The 19010-nt window shown below is 73.5% G+C and carries 17 protein-coding genes; 5 read left to right on the forward strand and 12 right to left on the reverse strand.

The window, feature by feature from the left end; translation table 11 throughout:
• Positions 1-76: 76 nt before the first annotated feature.
• From LQ327_RS21655 to LQ327_RS21675, 5 genes are all read right to left on the reverse strand, one after another.
• Positions 77-1141, reverse strand: a complete 1065-nt coding sequence (locus LQ327_RS21655; RefSeq protein WP_230737839.1) for an ABC transporter substrate-binding protein — start codon at positions 1139-1141, stop codon at positions 77-79.
• Positions 1142-1229: 88 nt separating this feature from the next.
• Positions 1230-1892, reverse strand: a complete 663-nt coding sequence (locus LQ327_RS21660; RefSeq protein WP_230737840.1) for an ABC transporter permease — start codon at positions 1890-1892, stop codon at positions 1230-1232.
• Positions 1893-1902: 10 nt separating this feature from the next.
• The gene (locus LQ327_RS21665; protein ID WP_230737841.1) at positions 1903-2604 is read right to left on the reverse strand and encodes an ABC transporter permease; all 702 of its coding nucleotides are present in this window, start codon (positions 2602-2604) and stop codon (positions 1903-1905) included.
• Positions 2604-3587, reverse strand: coding sequence for an ABC transporter ATP-binding protein (locus LQ327_RS21670; protein WP_230737842.1), 984 nt, complete (start codon positions 3585-3587; stop codon positions 2604-2606). The genes LQ327_RS21665 and LQ327_RS21670 overlap by 1 nt, the downstream gene beginning before the upstream one ends.
• On the reverse strand, positions 3580-4578 hold the full coding sequence (locus LQ327_RS21675; RefSeq protein ID WP_230737843.1) for an IclR family transcriptional regulator: 999 nt from the start codon (positions 4576-4578) through the stop codon (positions 3580-3582). The genes LQ327_RS21670 and LQ327_RS21675 overlap by 8 nt, the downstream gene beginning before the upstream one ends.
• A 368-nt stretch (positions 4579-4946) precedes the next feature.
• Here LQ327_RS21675 and LQ327_RS21680 point away from each other — a divergent pair, with 368 nt between their 5' ends.
• From LQ327_RS21680 to LQ327_RS34940, 4 genes are all read left to right on the forward strand, one after another.
• Positions 4947-6455: a class I adenylate-forming enzyme family protein gene (locus LQ327_RS21680; RefSeq protein WP_230737844.1), complete on the forward strand. Its 1509-nt coding sequence runs from the start codon at positions 4947-4949 to the stop codon at positions 6453-6455.
• Between the two features lie 62 nt (positions 6456-6517).
• Entirely contained in the window at positions 6518-7294 is a 777-nt protein-coding gene (locus LQ327_RS21685) for a phosphosulfolactate synthase (RefSeq protein WP_230737845.1), read from the forward strand.
• 4 nt (positions 7295-7298) lie between these two features.
• A complete protein-coding gene (locus LQ327_RS21690) occupies positions 7299-7697 on the forward strand; it encodes a VOC family protein (protein WP_230737846.1) in 399 nt (132 codons plus the stop codon).
• Positions 7698-7703: 6 nt separating this feature from the next.
• Complete coding sequence (locus LQ327_RS34940) at positions 7704-8150, forward strand: protein-tyrosine phosphatase family protein (protein WP_230737847.1); 447 nt, start codon at positions 7704-7706, stop codon at positions 8148-8150.
• A 13-nt stretch (positions 8151-8163) separates the two neighbouring features.
• Here LQ327_RS34940 and LQ327_RS21700 read toward each other — a convergent pair whose 3' ends face one another.
• The 6 genes from LQ327_RS21700 to LQ327_RS21725 all read right to left on the reverse strand — a co-directional run bounded on the left by LQ327_RS21700 (position 8164) and on the right by LQ327_RS21725 (position 14383).
• The gene (locus LQ327_RS21700) at positions 8164-9153 is read right to left on the reverse strand and encodes a type IV toxin-antitoxin system AbiEi family antitoxin domain-containing protein (protein ID WP_230737848.1); all 990 of its coding nucleotides are present in this window, start codon (positions 9151-9153) and stop codon (positions 8164-8166) included.
• 54 nt (positions 9154-9207) lie between these two features.
• The gene (locus LQ327_RS21705; RefSeq protein ID WP_230737849.1) at positions 9208-10695 is read right to left on the reverse strand and encodes a CoA transferase; all 1488 of its coding nucleotides are present in this window, start codon (positions 10693-10695) and stop codon (positions 9208-9210) included.
• On the reverse strand, positions 10688-12472 hold the full coding sequence (locus tag LQ327_RS21710) for an acyclic terpene utilization AtuA family protein (RefSeq protein ID WP_230737850.1): 1785 nt from the start codon (positions 12470-12472) through the stop codon (positions 10688-10690). The genes LQ327_RS21705 and LQ327_RS21710 overlap by 8 nt, the downstream gene beginning before the upstream one ends.
• 86 nt (positions 12473-12558) lie before the next feature.
• Positions 12559-12903, reverse strand: coding sequence for a hypothetical protein (locus LQ327_RS21715; RefSeq protein WP_230737851.1), 345 nt, complete (start codon positions 12901-12903; stop codon positions 12559-12561).
• A gap of 194 nt (positions 12904-13097) precedes the next feature.
• Positions 13098-13727: an isochorismatase family protein gene (locus tag LQ327_RS21720; RefSeq protein ID WP_230737852.1), complete on the reverse strand. Its 630-nt coding sequence runs from the start codon at positions 13725-13727 to the stop codon at positions 13098-13100.
• Positions 13724-14383 carry a GntR family transcriptional regulator gene (locus tag LQ327_RS21725; protein WP_230737853.1) on the reverse strand — a complete coding sequence of 220 codons (660 nt, stop codon included), beginning with the start codon at positions 14381-14383 and terminating at the stop codon, positions 13724-13726. Before LQ327_RS21725 ends, LQ327_RS21720 begins: the two co-directional genes overlap by 4 nt.
• Before the next feature lie 94 nt (positions 14384-14477).
• Between LQ327_RS21725 and LQ327_RS21730 the strand changes: the two genes are divergently transcribed.
• On the forward strand, positions 14478-15386 hold the full coding sequence (locus LQ327_RS21730) for an isocitrate lyase/PEP mutase family protein (protein ID WP_230737854.1): 909 nt from the start codon (positions 14478-14480) through the stop codon (positions 15384-15386).
• 4 nt (positions 15387-15390) lie between these two features.
• Here the strand turns inward: LQ327_RS21730 and LQ327_RS21735 are convergent, their stop codons facing one another.
• On the reverse strand, positions 15391-18798 hold the full coding sequence (locus LQ327_RS21735) for an arabinosyltransferase domain-containing protein (RefSeq protein WP_230737855.1): 3408 nt from the start codon (positions 18796-18798) through the stop codon (positions 15391-15393).
• Between the last annotated feature and the right edge of the window lie 212 nt (positions 18799-19010).

Consider the following 19010-nt stretch of genomic DNA (forward strand, 5'->3'; position numbering starts at 1 on the left):
CGGCGTTCTGGCGGTGGGCGCCCCGGCCCATCTATCCGACCGGAGGGGCCACTCGCTCAGAACGACGACGACCGGCCTACTTGTTCACCCCGTTCGCGTTGAGGAACTGGGCGGCCACGGCGGCCGGGTCGGCGCCGTTGCCCTGGACCTGCTGGTTCATGGCCTGGATGGCCTGCGTGGTCAGCAGCGAGCTGACCCAGTTGAGGGTCTGCTCGAACTCCGGGCCCTGGGCCTGCACGGTGGCCTGCTTGATCACCGGTGCGACGTACTGGTACCCGAACACGCCCTTCGGGTCGGTGAGCGGCGTGTACTTGTTGCTCAGCAACTGGTAGTCGGTGCTGAACGCGTCAGCCGCCTGCGCCGATCCCTGGTCCAGCGCCTGGTACTGCGAGCCGGCCTGCGCGGGCAGGAAGCCGAGGTTGGGCAGGTTGTAGACCTGCTTCATGCCGACCAGACCGGTCTGGCGGGTCTCGAACTCGACCGGACCGGCGACGGTGACGCCCTGCCCGCCGGGACCGACCTTGCCGAGGTCGCCGACCGACTGGAGGCCGTGCTGCTGGGCGTACGCGCTGGGAGTGACGATGGTGTCGACGTCCTGGAACGGAGTCTGCAGGGCCAGCGTGCCCTGCTGGGTCTGGATGAACTGGTTGGCGGCGTTGTACGTCGCCGACGCCGAGGTCGGGGCGGGCTGCTTGGCGACGCTGGTGACGATCTCCCCGAGGTACTCGGGGTACATGTTGATCTGGTTGGAGGCGAACGAGGTGTTGATCAGCTCGGAGCCGCCGATGTTGGGCTTGAGCTGGACGTTGTAGCCCTTGGCCTGCAGCGCCTGGGTGTAGAGCTGGCCGAGCAGGAACTCCTCCGCGAAGTTCTTGTCGCCGACGATGACGACCGGCTTGCCCACCCCTGGCTTGCCGGCGGGCAGCGGGTGCTGCCCGGTCATCGCCGTGACCGACACCGCGTCGGGCGGGACGGCAGTCGCGCCGCCGGCCGGTGCGGCGGCGCTCGTGGTACTCGAGGAGCCCCCGCTGCCGCCTCCCCCGCAGGCGGCGAGCAGCAGGGCGGTAGCCGCGGCAAGACCGACACTGCCGACGAGCGACATTCGCCTGCGGCGGCGCGCGCCGCTGATCGTGGTGGACATTCGTTCCCCCTTCATCTGTCGGTCCCGCCGCGGTCGGGCGGTGGCCGGTGGCCGCCCGGCGGGACTGCCGGAGCGGTGGCGGTTGGGCTCACGTGGTGGCCGGGGCCCGCTGGGCCAGAGCCAGCCCGGTCGGGGTGAGGCCGCGTTCGACGAGGCCGAGGAGGGCGTCGCCGAGGAAGGCCAGGACGATCGAGACGGTCGCCGCGGCGAGCACGCCGGTCAGGCCGTAGCCCGAGATGTTGGCGATGACGTCCCCGAGGGTTCCGGTCGCGCCGGCGAACGTCGCCAGATAGGCGGTCGCGACGACGTAGACCCACGAGGTGCGGATCCCGCTCATCATCAGCGGGATCGACGACGGCAGCTCGACCCGCGTGAGGATCTGCCAGCCGGTCATGCCCATGCCCCGCGCGGCCTCGACGGTCCCCGGGTCCACGCCCTCGACGGCGGTGAACGTGTTCGTCAGGACCAGCGGGAACGCGAGGATGACCAGCGCGACGGTGATGTTCACGTAGCCGAATCCGAACAGCGCGATGACGATCGCGACGATCGCCAGGGTCGGCAGCGACCGCAGCACGTTGCCGGCGTTCACCACCAGGAACGACCCCCGGTGCAGGTGGCCGATCCAGGCCCCGAGGGGGACGGCGATGACGATCGAGATCACCACGGCCACGACCGAGAGCAGGATGTGCCCGACGGTGAGCCGGACCAGCAGCGCGGCCTGGTCGGAGAAGAAGGACAGATAACCGGTCATCGGGGCCTCCTCAGCGCCGGACCCGGGTCCACGGCGTGACCAGGTATTGGAGCCCGACCACGATCACGTCCGTGACGAGCGCGAGCGCGATCGTGAGCAGGGCGGCGGCGACGAGCTCGGTGTCGAAGAGCGTGTGGATGGCGTCGAAGATCGGCTTGCCGAGCCCCAGCGGAGCGACCGACGCCGCGATCGTCGCCAGCGAGATCACGGTGACCGCCGCGATCCGGACCCCGGCCATGATCGACGGCAGCGCGAGCGGGAGCCGGATTCGGAAGAGGATCTGTTGCGGGGTGAGGCCCATTCCCTCGGCCGCCTCGACCGCGCTGCGTGGCACCGTGCGCAACCCGGTGAGCGTGTTGCGGAAGAGCAGCAGCAACGTGTAGCTCGTCAGCCCGATCTCGATCGTGGTGAGCGAGAGCCCGGTGATCGGCACGAACATCAGGAAGAACGCGAGCGACGGGATCGTGTAGAGAAACGTGGAGAACGCGAGGAAACCCCCCGCGAACCAGTTGCGGGAGAACGCGAACAGCGCCGCCGCCACCGAGATCACCAGACCGACCACGACCGCGATCAACGTGATGTAGATGTGCTGGACGAGGCTCGGCCCGAGGATCGAGCTCCAGTTCGCGGTGATCCAGTCCCAGCAGAACGGGTTGGACGGCGCGCACTGCGGCCCGCTGAAGACCGGGATGACCTGGGTGGGCTCGCCCATCACGACGTGCTCCGGGTGACCGCGCTCTGGAGCTGGTCGAGCGTGACCGCGCCGAGCACCCGGCCGCCGTCGGTGACCCGGACCGCGGAGGCCCCGGAGGCGAACAGCGTCGAGAGGCCGATCCGCAGGCTGGCGTCGGCGTCGACGGCGGGTGCGTCGTCGGGCGCGGCGGCGGACCCGTTGACCACTTCCCGCATCCGGCGCAGCGAGAGCCGCTTGAGGCCGCGGTCGGCGCCCACGAAGTCGGCGACGTAGTCGTCCGCCGGGTGGGCGAGCAGCTCGTCGGCGGTGCCGTACTGGGCGAGGACGCCGCCCTGACGCAGCACGGCGATCTTGTCCCCCATCTTGATCGCCTCGTCGATGTCGTGGGTGACGAAGATGACCGTCTTGGAGATCTCGCTCTCGAGGTTCAGGAACTCGTCCTGGATCTCTGTGCGGGTGATCGGGTCCAGCGCCCCGAACGGCTCGTCCATGAGCATCACCGGCGGGTCGACGGCCAGCGCCCGGGCCAGCCCGACGCGCTGCTGCTGGCCGCCGGAGAGCTGCGCCGGATAGCGGGTACCGAAGCTCCGGTCCAGGCGCACGAGGTCGAGCAGCTCGTCGGTGCGCTTCCGGATACGGTCCTTCGACCAGCCGAGCAGGCCCGGGATCACCGCGATGTTCCCCGCGATGGTCATGTGCGGGAACAGGCCCACCTGCTGGATGACGTAGCCGATGTCGCGGCGCAGCGTGGTCACGTCGACCGCGCGGATGCTGTTCCCGCCGATCGTGATGTCGCCGGACTCGAAGTCGATCAGGCGGTTGACCAGCTTCATCGCGGTCGTCTTGCCACCACCGGAGGGGCCGACCAGACAGCAGGTCTCGCCCGCGGGCACGGTCATCGACAGGTCGTCGAGCGCCGGCGTCTCCTGGCCCGGATACCGCTTGGTCACGTGGTCGAACACGATGTCGGCCGCGGGGCGCTCGGTCGTCGTCTCACTCATGGGACTCACTCATGGGCTCCGCCTCCCGGGAGGGACTGCTCGGGCTGGTGTCGTCGGACTGGGGATCGACGGGACGGTGGGGATCGACGGGATGTCGGGTCTCGACGGGACGGGCCCCGCGGGGCTCGGGGAGCTCCGTCCGGCCCGCGCCCACGAGAGGTCGCCCGCCGGGACGCCGGCCGGACGGCACGGCACCGAGGGCGGCGGACAGGTCGCCCGTGGCGCGCAGGACCGCCGAGGAGACCGTCGCCAGGGCGGGCTGCAGCCGGGTGCCGGGACCGCTCACCGCGACGGCGGCGACGATCCGTCGCGACGCGTCCCGGACCGGCCCGCCGAGCGAGAGCAGGTCGGTGCCCGCCTCCTCGCTCGCGAGCACCCAGCCGCGCCTGCGGTCCTCCCGGAGGCGGACCAGCAGGTCGTCGAGCGAGCGCGGCGCGGCGGGCCCGGCCCCCTCCAGCCCGCCGAGGACGAGCAGGCGGGCCACCGCCTCGTCGCTGTGGTCGAACAGGAGGGCCCGGCCCGCCGCCGCCGACGCGAGCGGCACCGTGCGGCCGACCCAGCCCTGGGCCCGGAGCTCGACGTCGGGGGCCGCGCTGGCGAGGGTGACGACGAACCCGCCGCTGCGGACGCCGACGTCGACGCGCTCACCCAGCTGCACCGACTCGCGCTCCACCAGCGCGTCCGCCTCGCCGCGCAGACGCTCGTCGACCGCGTGGGCGGCCAGCGCGAACAGCCGGGCCCCGAGCCGGTAGCGCGCCGAGCGCGGCTCCCGCTCGACGTAGCCCGCCGTCGCCAGCGCCCGCAGCATGCGCGAGACCTGCGACTTGTCCCTCCCGAGCCGGCGGGCGAGCTCCACGACGCCCATGCCGCCGGCGCCCGCGGGGTCCCCCAGGACCTCGAGCAGGGTGAGGGCGCGCAGCGACGACGCCGAACGCTCGTCTCCCGCCGCAGCACCGGTCACGGCCGCCCTCCGCTCGTGGTCGACCGTCATGCTCCGACGGTTCCGGCGAATACTGATCCGCCTCCGTGAAATCGTTGTCAAGATGACAACCCGGGATGACTCCACGGCGAATCTCGTCATCAATTCGTGACCCGGGGCGCAGCGTTTAGCACGGTGATCGACACGAGAGTCACCGATGGTGCGAGACGCGCGATTCTGCCCGCGCGGCGCGGAAACGGACGGTATGGGGGAGAAATACGCTCCGGAGCCCGGATTCCCACTTTTCGTGCCGCGTCGGAACGAATCGGGCGCCCACGCGGGGACCGCTCGACGGGCGCGAACGGCCGCCCGTCCCGTTTCAGCACCTCGCCAGCTCGCGCACAGCCGACACACAGCGGGCGGGATCAGCGTCGGGCCCCATGAACGCGAACGTGGAACGCGCCCCCGGGCTCGTCGCGGACCTGCTGGCCCGGGGCGCCCCGACGACCACGGTGTTCCTGGCGGCCCGCGGGATCGGCTCGCTGACGCGTGCCGACCTGCGCGACGCCCTCGACGCCTGGCGGGCCGCCCTCGACCGCGCGGGCGTCCCGGCCGGCGGCCGGGTGGCGATCGTCGTCGACGACCCGCTCGTGCTCGCCGCCGTGCACCTGGCCGTGATGGGCGCCGGACGATGCAGCGTCCCGCTCGACCCGGGCGCACCGGGCCCGGAGCTGCGCCGCGCCCTGCGTCGCTGCGGGGCGGGCGTGCTCGTCGCCGACGACGACGCGGCCGCCCGGGTGCCCGAGCTGCCCCGGGCCCGGCCGGACCGGCGCGGACTCCCCGGCGCGGTCCCCGCCTCCTGCGGGACCCTCGTGCCCGGCGGCCCGGTCACGCCCCTCGGCGACGGGGCGGCGACCCTGCTCTCGACGTCGGGATCCACCGGCGAACCGAAGGGGGTGCTGCTCGACGAGGAGCGCCTGGTCCACGTGGCCCGGGCCGTCGCCGAGCACCTCGAGCTGACCCCGGACGACCGCGGCCTCACCCCGCTACCGCTCTTCCACGTCAACGCCCAGGTCATCGGGCTGCTCGCGACCCTCGTCGCGGGCTCCTCGCTCGTGCTCGACCGCCGGTTCCGCCGCAGCGACTTCTGGGCCTGCGCCCGCGCGCACGACGTGACCTGGATCAACGTCGTCCCCGCCATCCTCACCGTGCTCGCCCGCGAGGAGGACCCGCCGCTGGTGCCGCCGCGGCTGCGGCTCGTCCGGTCGGCCTCGGCGCCGCTGCCGGTCGCCGTGCGCGACGCGGTCCAGGCCCTCACCGGCGTCCCGGTGCTGGAGAGCTACGGGATGACCGAGGCCGCCAGCCAGATCACCGCGGTCCCGCTGCACGAGGTCTGCCCGGACGGGTCGGTGGGCCGTCCCGCCGGCGCCGACGTCGCCGTCCGCCGTCCCAACGGCGCCGCGGCGGCGGCCGGGGAACGGGGACGCGTCTGGATCCGCGGGGCCGGGGTGGTCACCGGCTACGAGGGCGGCCGGTCCGCGGAACGGTTCGACGACGACGGGTGGCTCGACTCCGGCGACGTCGGCCACCTCGACGACGCCGGGTTCCTTCACCTCGCCGGCCGCGACGACGACGTCATCAACCGGGGTGGCGAGCTGCTGCACCCGCGCGAGGTCGAGGAAGTGCTCCTCTCGGACCCGCGCGTGGCCGAGGCGGTCGTCGTCGGGCTCCCGCACGAGGTGCTCGGCGCGGTGCCGGTGGCCTGCGTCCGGACCATCGGCGGGCCGTCCGAGGAGGACATGGCCGCCGACCTCGACGCGCGGTGCCGCAGCCAGCTCGCGCGCTGGAAGTGCCCGGTGCAGGTGGTGGTGCTCGACGACCTGCCGCGCGGGTCCACCGGCAAGGTCCGCCGGGCGGACGTGCGGGAGCTGGTGTCCCCCGCTTCGTGACCCTCGCCGGGCGCCCTGCCCGGCGGTTCGATCAGCCCCGTGATCTCTCCTCTGGAGGACCTATGCTCACCGACTCGTCCCTCTGCGCCCCGCTCGACCTGCCGGTCCGCGGCGCGAAGCCCCGCACCCGCGGGCGGACCATGATGATCGACACCGGCACGCCGACCCGCTGGTTCGAGGACGTCGTCGAGAGCCACGCCGACCTGATCGACGCGGTGAAGTTCGGGTGGGGCACGTGCCTCGTCACCCGGGACATCAAGACGAAGATCGACGTCTGCCACGCGGCCGGGATCGAGGCCTACTTCGGCGGGACGCTCTTCGAGCGCTACGCGGCGGCCGGCGCCGTCGACACCTGGCGGGAGCTCTGTCGCGCCACCGGCTGTACCACCGTGGAGATCTCGCACGGCACCGTCGTGATGTCGAACGTCGAGAAGGCCGGCTGGGTCGCCGAGATGGCGCGCGAGTTCGCCGTCATCAGCGAGGTCGGGTTCAAGGACGGCGGGCGGTCGATGGCGCTCACGGCCGACGAGTGGGTCGACGCCGTCCGCCTCGACCTCGAGGCCGGCGCGGGGACGGTCACCCTCGAGGCGCGCGAGAGCGGGCGCAGCGGGTTCTGCACGCCGGGCGGCGAGGCCCGCGAGGACGTCCTCGGGGCGCTGGACGCGTCCGGGATCGACCGTGACCGGCTGCTGTTCGAGGCGCCCACCCGGGATCTCCAGGTCACCCTGCTGCGCCGTTACGGTGCGGGCGTGAACCTCGGCAACGTCGCCCTCACCGACGTCGTCGGCCTCGAGACCCTGCGGCTCGGGCTGCGCGCGGACACCTTCGGCGGGGTGTGAGCAGGTGCGGACCACCACGGACGCGTTCCACCTCGCGATCCCGGCGCGCGACCTCGACGAGGCGTACGAGTTCTACGTCGAGGGCCTCGGGTGCAAGCTCGCCCGCCGCTACGACGACCGGATCACCCTGGACTTCTTCGGCGACCAGGTCGTCTGCCACCTCTCCGACGCCTGGGAGCGCGAGCCGGAGCTCTACCCGCGCCACTTCGGGGTGACGTTCCGCGAGCGCGACGACTGGGACCGGCTGCTGGCGCTCGTGCACCAGCGGAAGCTGTGCGTGTTCGCCGAGCCGTCCGAGCGGTTCGCCGACAAGGTCGAGAAGCACAGCACCTTCGTGCTGCGCGACCCGTCGAACAACCTGCTCGAGTTCAAGCACTACGACGACCCGCGGATGATGTACTGACGAGCCGTGAGCCCCGACGGGTACATCCCCGCCCACCTGCGCGACGACCTGTTCGACGAACCGCCACCCTGGCCGGCCGACGAGATCGTGCCCGGCCTGTGGCAGTCCGGGCACCCGGAGCCCGGTGAGCACTGGGACGCGGTGTTCGACCTCAGCGGGTCCGAGCCCCCGCTGGACGACGTCGAGTTCTACGTGCACTGGCTGATCGAGGACGGGCCGGCGCCGGATCACTCGACGTTGGTCGCGCTGGCCGACCTGGTGCGCTCGATGCGCGCGGCCGGGAAACGGGTGCTGGTGCACTGCGCGGCCGGGATCAACCGGTCCGGGCTGCTGGCGGCGGCGTCGCTGATCCGTGAGGGGTACGAGCCGGACGACGCGATCGAGACGGTGCGCGAGGCCCGCGCCGGGGCGCTGAACAACCCGGAGTTCATTCAGGCACTACGTGCCATGTGAACGAATTTGGTCGTCATAGCGACCAACAGCGTTCACATGCGCGCAGCGCTCCGGTCCAGCCGCGACGGCGCAACACCGCAGCGACCTCCCGTGCGCGCTCACACGGATCCGCTGCCGTCTCCTCGAAGCCGAAGACGATGCGTCCTCGCCCGGCCAGCTCCGCAGCCAGGTCACGACGTCTGTCGACGAGGCCGGTGGCACGGTCCGCGTGGTACCGGTGACCGTCGAGCCGCACGATCACGACCTCGGCGCCGACGCGGTAGGCGATGTCCTCGTACCGCGTCACACCGTCCACCTCGACCGGCAACTGACGCTCGCCGCGTGGCAGACCATGGGCTTCCTCGACCTCCAGCGCGTAGATCGCCTCCAACTTCGACCGCACCCCGTCCGCGGCGTAGCCAAGGGCTCCGAGCAGGGCATCGCGATAGCGACGGGGCCGACGGAGGTCGATCGATGCCCGGACCGCCTCGGGCCGGAGGCTGCTCACCGTGAGGCAGTGCAGCATCGTCGCCATGGCGTGACGGGCCGTCGGCTCGGCGACGGCGAGATCGACCGCGGTATGCGATGCCGCGACGACCGGCTGATCCAGGCCTTCGACGACCGTGTAAGCGAACGCCCGCGAACGATGTACCACCAGACCGGCTCTCGGCGCGCCGGAGGCCGCGTAGGACACGGTCACATGGACCGGGCGCTCGGGGTCCGGCTTGCGGAAGTTCCAGATCTCGCCGGCCGTGTCATGGCTGAGTGCCGCCGGCCACTTGGCGAGCACAGCGGCGGCGCGCCGCGCATTGCTGCTCAGGACGCCGGTGAAGACCGCGTACACGCCGTCATGGACGTGGGTCCACCGCCCCGCGCGGACGTTCGCCCTGATGGCAGCTGGTGTGAAGCCGTGAAGCAGCAGCTGGCGCCTCGAGACGACGCCGTGCTGTCGTATGAGGAGCCGCACCCATTCCTCGTGGTCCCTGGGAGCGACGGGGATCGGGAACGGCGTCGTCGAGATCATGTCTCTTCGACGGAACGTGGGAGCCTTCGGCTCCCATGTGAACAGATTTTGCTGCTATGACGACCAAATCCATTCACATGGGGCGGAGCCCCTCGGTTCCAGCACCGGGTCGTAGCGGCCGGGAGTGGCCGACATCGACACCTGGTCGGCCACGCCCCGGTACTCGCCCAGCGGGGTCGCCGCGGTGAACGTCTCCGGGTCGAGGTACTCGTGGCTCCCCGGCGTCCCGGCCACCGAGTGCGCCCACTGCTTGTCGAAGATCCCCAGCGAGAGGATCCACAGCGCCACGCGGGTCAGCGACACGTGCACGTGCCACGACCCGCCCTCCTCGGCCCGCCGGCGCAGCGCCGCCGCCACCCCGGCCTGCGCGAGCCACGGCACGATGTAGTCGTTCACGACGACGATCGGCGGCAGCCGCGGCCGCTCCGCCGAGCCCTCGAGCAGCATCATCCCGGCGACGGAGCCCGCCGACTGGTCGAACCCCGGACGTCCCGCCCACGGCCCGGCCAGCCCGTGCAGCGACACCGTCACGTAGATCAACCCGGGCTTCTCCGCGCAGGCCTCCTCGGGCGTGAACCCGATCTCGGACGGGAACGCGGGGCGGCGGTTGTGGAAGAAGACGTCGGCGTCCGAGACCAGCTCGGAGAGCACCGACCGGTCGGCCCGCGGGTCGAGCCACGCCGAGCGCATCCCGACGTCCGCCGACGCGTGCATCGTCTCGTGCTCACCCTCGGCGGGGCGCCACAGGTTGAGCACGTCCGCCCCGTGCAGCGCGAACGACCGGCCGAACCCGGCGCCCGCAATGACGTGCCCCATGCCGAGCGCGCGCAGCCCGGAGAACGGCGCCTCCCCGGCCGGCGGGAGCGGCGTCGGCGGTGCATCGCCCACGCGGGTCAGCTCGATCAGGGGGAGATCGGCCAGGACGTCGCGGTACTGCGGCTCGGCGAGGAACTCCGGCACCGAGCGCGCCATCGGCATGACGCACCCCGCCTCGGCCGCCGCCTCCTCGAGCGTCGGGGCCTCCCACTCGGCGATCGCCGCGGCCACCCGCTCCTTCGACAGCGGGACCCCGAGCAGCCCCTCGGCCCGCTGCCGCAGCCCGGCGTACATGTTCTGCGGCAGCACCCACCGCCCGTCGGCGCACCGGAAGAACGAGAACGCCATCGCGTTGCCCCGCTCCAACGACGAGGACACCGGGTAGCGCCCGAGGAACTCCCACCGGCGGTCGTAGAACGGGCAGAGCCGATGGGGCGAGCGGCGGAGGTCGACGTGGATGTCCTGACCCGGCCCGCCCCGCCACCGGTGCACGGCCGCCGCGGCGATCGACTTCGTCAGCAGGCCGATCGTCGCCGCGCCGCCGATCCGGATCGGTGAGGGCACGACCGGGTCCGCACCCGTCGTCGTGACCTCTCCCCCGGCGTCGTCGACGGCCAGCCCGACCCCGCCGAGCACCGACTCGAGCTCACCACGCAGGTCGAACGGTTCCTCGGCGGTGACCGGATCCGCCCAGGCCGTCTCGAGCCGCGTCGTCAGCTCACTCATGCCCGACCTCCGCCAACAGCGACACCGGCACGTCGACGTGCCGCGCGCGCAGGAACTCCGCCACCGCCTTGCCGGCGATGTCGGGCCGCCCGTTCGACGACGCCCCCTTCCCCAGCACCCCGTGGATCACCAGGTGCACCGCCCGCAGCCCGGGGAACTCGTGCCGTTCGACGACGGCGTCGGCGGCCTCCGGGTAGAGCGCGCGGATCCGCTCGACGGACACCGTCGAGCGCAGCCATTCCCACGCCTCGTCGGAGGAGCCGATCGGCCAGAACCCGACGTTGGAGTTGCCGCCCTTGTCGCCGCACCGGCCGTGGGCGACGTACCCGAGCGGCGCGCGTCGCGTCTCCGGCAGGGTCCCGACGACGGCGGGCGCGGGCACCGAGGCCGGCTGCCCACCGAACGGCGAGCGCACCGGCGTGTCCTTCACCGGCACCCGGGCACCGTCGGCCGGCACCACCTCGTGGGCCAGCGCGTCGGTCGGCACCAGCGTCGGCCAGTACTCGACCACCGGGGTCGCGACCCGCAACGGATTCACGTACAGCCCCGGATAGCCCGGCAGGAACATGCCCGTCAGCGGAGCGATGAAGCCCTCCGCGCCGACCTGCGAGCGATCGGCCGCCTGCGCCGTGACCAGGATCTGCTGGGCGGCCGCCCACTGGTCGGACGGGTCCTCGACGGGGACACCGATGCGGTCGAACCGCAGCAGGGAAAGCTCCAACGGCGCCGTGATCCGCTCCACGTGCGTGCGCAGCAGGTCGGCCTTGGCCTCCAGGTCGAGCCCGGTCGCGTAGAAGGACACGCTCGACTCGAACCCGCCCGGCGCGGTGATCGCGAGCTTCGTCGTCGGCGAGGGCGGCGAGCCACGGACCCCGGTGAGCGACACCCGGTCCGGGCCGTCCTGCTCGACGACGACGTCGGACAGGTCCACCGTGACGTCCGGGTTGAGGTAGGTCGGGCCCTGGATCTCGTAGAGCAGCTGTGCGGTGACGGTGTCGGTGGTGACCATCCCGCCCGCGACGTCGTGCTTGGTGATCACCGCGGTGCCGTCGGCAGCGATCTCGGCGATCGGGTAGCCGAGGTCCTCGACCCGCGGCACCGTCGTGAACCCGGAGAAGTTGCCGCCGGTGGCCTGCGGGCCGCACTCGATGATGTGCGCGGCCGCGACCGCGCCGGCCAGCCGGTCCCACGCCTCCGGCGAGGTGTCCTCGACCGACCAGCCGTGCCACCAGGCGGCCACACCCGACGTCAGCGACGCGTCGGTGACCCGGCCGGTGACGACGACGTCGGCGCCCGCCGCCAGCGCGGCGGTGATCCCCCAGCCGCCGAGGTAGGCGTTGGCGGTGCCGGGCTCGTGGCCCCAATCGGCGAGCGGCCGGCCGTCGTCGAGGTTCTCCAGCGCGCCGAACGCGCCCTCGGCCACGCCGGTCAGGACGTCGTCGCCCTCGACGTGCGCGACGACGAGGGCGTGCCCCGCCTCCGCGACGACCCGGCGGCACTCCGCGGCGAGACCCGCCGGGTTCAGCCCGCCGGCGTCGACGACGAGGCGTGCGCGGCGCTCGACGAGCAGGTCCACGGCGTCGGTGAACTGCGCGAGGAAGCTGCGCGCGTACCCACGGGACGGATCCTTCTGCTTCTCCAGGGCGAGCTGGCGCAGCGTCGGCTCGGCGAGGTAGTCCCCGGTGACGACGTCGACCGGCCCCGCGAGCGCGTCACGCAGCCCCGAGAACCGGTCCCAGAGCCAGCCGGCACAGTTGGCGATGCGAACGGCCGTCATGATCCGCATCCTAGGTGCGCTGCGCGCTCGTGAGCACTAAGTGACGCTATGGCGTCACTTAGTGCTCACAGGCGACGGAGTCGCACCTACTGGCGCGTGTCGGCGGTGTACGTCGCCGACGCGGCCTGCAGCCACATCTCGCGGCGCTCGGCGCTCGACGGTTCCGGGAACCGGTCGCAGACGTGCGACCGGCCGCCGTCGATCTCGGGCGGACCCCAGACCTCCACGTACGCGTACGGGTGCGCGCCACCCGCGACCAGGGCGTTCGCCACCACCACCGCGTCGTCGTGGGTCGCCGTGAACGCGACCGTGCGCCACCCCTCGCGGTCGTCCGCGGCCCCCGGCGGCGGCATCCACCCGCGCACCTCCCAGCAGTGCGACGGCGGGTCGCTCACCAGGTGTCGGCGGTCGGTCATGGGACGGTCGGTCATCGCCATCACGCTCCTCGGTGCTGAAGATGGTGCGGCGGCGCGTCGGCCCCCAGGCGCGTCGTTCCTCTCCGGAGTACACCGTTGCGCCGAGTGCGTCGAGCAGCGGCGTCCGAATAGGCCTCATGATCAGCAAACGTCCCGTTCCGGGCTCACGGTGACCTCATCCGGAGCCCCGGGGCCCGCCTTGGCGCGGCCTACCGGCCGAGCGCCTCGAGAGCGCTCGCGAGATCGACGACGTCGGCGTACTTCGCGTCGAGATCGGCGAGGTTCTGGCGGTGCAGGGCCGCGGTCCGGTCCCCGCAGGCCTCCTCGACGACGATCGGGCGGAACCCGGCCGCGAGCGCATCCGTCCCGGTGGCCCGCACACAGCCCGACGTCGAGACACCCGCGACCACGACCGTGTCCACGCTCCGCGCGCGCAGCGTCGCCGCCAACGAGGTGCCCGCGAACGACGACGCGTGCTGCTTGACCAGCACCGACTCGTCCGCCGCGGGCGCCAGCGCGAGCTCGCCCCACCCGCCGTCGGCACCCTCGGCGAAGCAGGCGAGGGCGGGCACCTTGACCGCGAAGAACCCGGCGTCGGCGAGGTCCGGGGCGTAGCGCACGACGGTCCACACGACGGGGACACCGGCGGACCGGGCGACGTCGACCAGCGCGCCGCACGCGTCGACGACCCGACCCGGCGTCGTCGGGTCCTCCCCGCCGAGGAAGAACGGTCCGCCGTCCTCGACGTAGGCCCGGACGAGATCTACGACGACGACGGCGGGGCGCGCTCCCCAGCCGACGCGGCCGGCGAACGAGCCGCCGTGCGGATTCGCGCTCATGACCGTGACCCCACCATCACCGCACGGGCGTTGCCCAGGTGGCTGCGCATCACCGACGACGCCCAGTCCGCATCTCCCGCGCGCAGCGCCGCGACGATCTCGGCGTGGTGGGCGAGGCTGCGCGCGAGGGAGGCCGGGTCGTAGGTGTGGAAGGTCCGGAGCACGACGGGGGCGTGCACGACGTTCCCGAGCGCGGCGGAGAGCGCGGGCGCGGCGGCGACGTCGAGCAGGCGGGCGTGGAACTCGCGGTTGAGCCCGACGAGCGCGTCGAGGTCCTGCGCCGGGCCGCGGGTTCCGACGGCGAGCATCCGGGCGGCGAGGTCGTCGAGCGCATCGAGGTCCGCGGCGGTGGCGCGGGCGGCCGCCCGGCCGGTGGCCCGCGGCTCCAGCGCGAGCCGGACGTCGAAGATGCCGTCGAGGTCCTCGGGTGAGAACGACACCACCCGCGCGCCACGGTGGGCGTGCGCCTCGACCAGCCCCTCGGCCGCCAGCCGCGCGAGCGCCTCGCGCACCGGCGTGCGGGACACCCCGAGCCGCTCGGCCAGCTCGACCTCGCCGAGGTGCGCGCCCGGGGCCAGTTCGCCGCCGAGGATCGCCTCGCGCAGGGCGGCCTGCGCGCGCTCGGAGGCGCGGGACGCGCCCGCCGTCGTCGTCATCGCACCTCCCCGGTGGGTTGTACGCAAACTAGGGTGCTAACACGTCGACAACAAGGCATACGCCGCCCGTTGTACACAACGAAGGGACGAGGTCATGGCCGACCTGCTCAGTCACCCCCGCGACCGGCGCGCCCGCCTCCGGGCCCTGCTCGACGGGGAACGACCCGTCGTCGCCCCCGGGGCCTACGACGCGCTCACCGCTCGGCTCGTCGAGCAGGCGGGGTTCGACGTCGTCTACATGACGGGCTTCGGGACCACCGCGTCGTTGCTCGGCCGGCCCGACGTCGGGCTGCTCGGCCAGGCGGAGATGGTCGACAACGCGCGGCGGATGGCCGGGGTGGTCGACGTCCCGCTGATCGCCGACGCGGACACCGGCTACGGCAACCCGATCAACGTCATCCGCACGATCCGGGAGTACGAGCAGGCCGGGGTCGCGGGGCTGCACCTCGAGGACCAGGTGATGCCGAAGAAGTGCGGGCACCTCGCGGGCAAGGAGGTCGTGCCGCTGCCCGAGATGGTGGCCAAGATCCGCGCGGCGGTCGACGCCCGCACCGACCCCGACCTGGTCCTCATCGCCCGCACCGACGCCGCCCAGCAGCACGGCGTCGACGCCGCGATCGACCGGGCGCGGGCCTTCGCCGACGCGGGCGCCGACCTGCTCTTCGTCGAGGCGCCCACCTCGGACGAGGCGCTCGAGAAGGTGGCGACCGCGCTGTCGGGGCACCGGCTGGTGTTCAACGGTGCCGAGGGGGGCCGCACCCCGCTGCCCCCCTTGCAGCGGCTGCGCGACCTGGGCTTCGCGCTGGTGCTCTACCCGGTGTCGACGCTGCTCGCGGCGGCGTCCGGGGTGCGCGGGATGCTGCAGCGGCTGCACGAGGACGGGTCGCCGAGCATCGCCCTGGGCGACCTGACCGCCGCGTCGGGCGGGATCGGTGGGCTGGACGCGTTCACGCAGGTCGTGGGGATCGACGAGATCCGGGAGCTGGAGCATCGATACCGCTAGCCCGCTACCTGAGGGTCGACTGCGTGGGCGCGGAGTCGGACTCCGGATCCACGACCGGGGACGGGTCGCCGGTGGTGCCCGGCGTCGTCCGGGTGTCCCGCGCGACGTCGTACCCGTCGGTCCCGAGGTCCTCGAAGTCCGGGACAAGGACCCGGCCCCACCGGCGGCCGGGTTCGTCCGGCAGCCGGGTGTCGAGCTCCCGCAGGGAGCCGTCGACGGCGAGGCCCGCGAAGCTCCCGCCGGAGTCCTTCCCGGTGGCGAGGCTGTCCGGACCGAGGGTCCAGCGCTCGGGGACGATGTCGCCGGGCGGGCTCGTGTTCGTGGTCCGCTCGCCCGGGAGCGGGTCGTCGGGTGCGGTCGGGGCGGTGATGAACGCTCCCGGGGTCTGCGCGACCCCGTCCCCGACCCGCGGCAGCGCCCCCGCGCACGGCCAGGCGAACGCGACCGCCCAGTCCACGAGGACCGGGGCCCGCCGGGCCAGCCACCGATCCAACGGCACGACGTCGATGATCCGCGGTCCCGTCAGCGCGACCCAGCCGCCGCTGTCGGTGCGGTCGTCGACGGCGTGCAGCCGGACCTGGTCGGCCCCGTCGGGGATCTCGTCGGGGGTGAGGGTGACCGTGCGCCAGCGCTCCTGCTCCTGGGATCGGTCCTGCAGCCCGGCCTGCCGCGCGTCCGCGGCGTACCCGCGGTAGCCGCGGTCGGGCTCCGCGGGCTCGGTGACGGGACGGCTGCCCAGCAGGCGGTCCCCCCGCTGGAACTCCCAGGTCAGCGACTCACCGTCGGACGTCCGACCGGCGACGTCGACGCCGAGCTCCTGGCCGGCACGGGGACGGGGCAGGCCGAACCAGGGGGTGGTGAGGGTCCCGACGGTGCCGTCGCCGTCGGCGTGGCTGCCCCAGCTGTAGCGGGCGTCGCGGGTGTCGGCGGTGCCGTCGCTCCCGTCGGTCTGGTCCGGGCGCCGCGGCGGCGGGTCGATCGCTCCCCCGTCGGCGACGAACCCCGTCATGGTGGCCTTCGAGTCGCCGGCCGGGGTCAGCGGACCGCCGGGAGCGGTCTGCAGGACCTGCACGCGGTCCTGCAGACCGCAGGCCGCCGGGCTCGTCGGATCGGCGACCGCGGCCCGGTTCTGCTCGCCGAGCGAGTACCGCCCGCCCCGGTCGGCGGCGGTCGAGAACGACGAGACGAGCAGCAGCACCGACGTCAGGGCCACCGCGACGGCGGTCATCGCGGGAACCAGCGGCGCGGCCGCGAGGGCGGCGGACCGCAGGACCGGGACCCGGCCCGCCCCGCGGTCGTCGGGAACGCCGTCGTCCGTCCCGCCGTCGTCGGGAACGTCCCGGCCCGGGCGGAGCCACCGGACGACGACGGCCGCCGCCGCGACCCCGACGGCGAGGGCGAGCCACAGGACCGGCGAGTCGAACGGGCGCTGCGGCCCCGTCGCGCCCGGCATCCCGAACCCCGAGTAGCCCCACCAGGCGTTGGGCCCGGCGAACGCGAACGCCGCTCCGAGGGCGAGCGCCAGCGTGGCGGCGCCACCCGTCGCGGCGACGACGGGGTCACGCTCCCGCGCGGCCCGCCACAGCGCGACCAGGACGGCCACGACGCCGATCGCGCCGTACCCCGCCAGCGCGCCGAAGTGGTGGGACCACTTCGAGGGGGTCACGGCGAGCAGCCCGAACCCGACCGGGAGCAGACCCAGCAGGAGCACGGACCCCCGCCCGAGGACCCCGTCCCGACCCGACCCGCGTGCGAGCAGGACGAGACCGGTCCCGGCCAGCACCAGCCCGACGATCACCGGCACCCGCTTCGCCGCCGCGCCCCAGGAGTCCTCGCCGAACAGGTAGCCGTAGCGCAACCACTCGGCGTACCAGGGCTGGTTCGGGCCGATCTGCTGGTGGATGTCGGTCGCGACCTGGACGCCGTGCCAGGACTGGTGGGCGAACACGACGACGACCGCGACGGTCGCGAGCCCCGCGATCACGGCGAGGTGCGCCACCGGCAGCAGGACGCGCGTCACCCGCGCGACGCGTCCCTCCTCGCGCGGCGACGCCGGGTCGGTCAGCGCCCGCAGGAGGCGGGGCAGGCACAGCACGAACGGAGCCGCCGCGAGCAGCCCCGAGGGTGCGACGGTCACCGTCAGTCCGGCGACCAGCACCGCCCCCGCGATCAGCGCGACCGGGTGGGCGCGGGGCCGGTCGACGCCGTCGGCGGCCCGCAGCACGAGCGCGGCGACCACGGTGGTCCCGAGCGCCACCAGCGCTTCCGGCCGGGTCCCCAGGTCGTAGGGCAGCCACCAGACGCCGAGGGCCAGGGCGGCGAGCACCCGCACCGCGACCGAGCGGCCCGCCGCGCCGAGCAGCGGGCGCAGCACCCCGCGGGTCAGCACCAGCCACAGCGCGAAGCCCGCGAGCACGCTCGGGGTGCGCAGCGCGATCGGGGCGATTCCCTGGTCGGTGAACAGCGACAGCACCCGTTGGCCGGACGCGAACGGTTGCTCGGAGGCGTCGAACCACCGGTAGTAGTTGGCGACGTCGCCGTCGCCGATCTGCCGGGCGATCACCGACGCGAACCCGTCGTCGTCGGTGAGCGGCCCGACGATCGACCACCACGCGAGGGTCAGGGCGACCCCGGCGTCGACCGCGAGCCGGGCCGCCACCACCGGTCTGCGCAGACCGGCCCCCAGCCGGCGGGCCGTCCGGCGCGCCCGGGTCCGGACGATCGCGAGCCCCCGCCCCGCCCGCAGCTCGGCGAACGTCCGACCCGGAGGCTCGGTGGGCGTCAGGAGACGTGCCAGCACCACGAGCAGCAGCGCGACGGCGGCCAGCTCGTACTGGGCGGCGATGAGACCGGTCTTCTGCGGGGTGGGGGCGTTGTCGAACCACGACGGGGTCCGTGCGGTGAGCGCGAGCCCGGTCGCGTCGGCACCGGTGAGATCCGTGGTGGCGGCGAACACCTGGGGGACCGGGTCCCCGGGGAGGGTCACAGCCGGGCGGGCCTGGTTCCCGACGGTCACGGTGAGACCCGCCGAGTCGGCGTGGATCCGCAGATCGCAGCGGTCGGCCGGCACGTCCACCGGCACGACCCGCCCGCTCGCGATCACCTCCACGGCCGCCGGGTCCGTGCCCGAGGCCGGTCGGGTCCGGACGACGAGGCCGTCGGCCGGGGCGCCGATCACGGTCGCCAGCATCGTGGTCGCGGCGGGCCGGCCCTTCGCCGCGCGGATGTCCGAGCACGGGACCGTGGCGTCGAGCGACGCCGGGCGGTACGGGACCAGGAACATCGTCGTCGGCTTCGGGGCCTGGCCCTCGCGCGGCCAGGTCACCGTCGAGGTCGACGACTCGACGGGCGCCCCCGGGACCTGCGCGGCCACCACAGCCGCGGCGATCCCCGTGACGAGTGCGGCCAGCACGACGACGAGCCGGGCGATACGCCGGGCTCGGGCCCGCTCGGCGGCACCCCGTCCCCCTGCGGCCCCGGTCGCCGTTCCGGGAGCTTCCGGCGGCTGCGGCCGGATCGCCTCGGTCGGCGCGGTGAAGGTCAGCGAACTCTCCGATGCGGACGGTGGGGACGGCGACGTTGTCGTCCGGTGTCCGTCTGGCCCAACGGTTCGGTTCGCTCGGA

Origin of the sequence: Actinomycetospora endophytica (assembly GCF_021026375.1) — a bacterium.
Taxonomy (GTDB): Bacteria; Actinomycetota; Actinomycetes; order Mycobacteriales; family Pseudonocardiaceae; genus Actinomycetospora; species Actinomycetospora endophytica.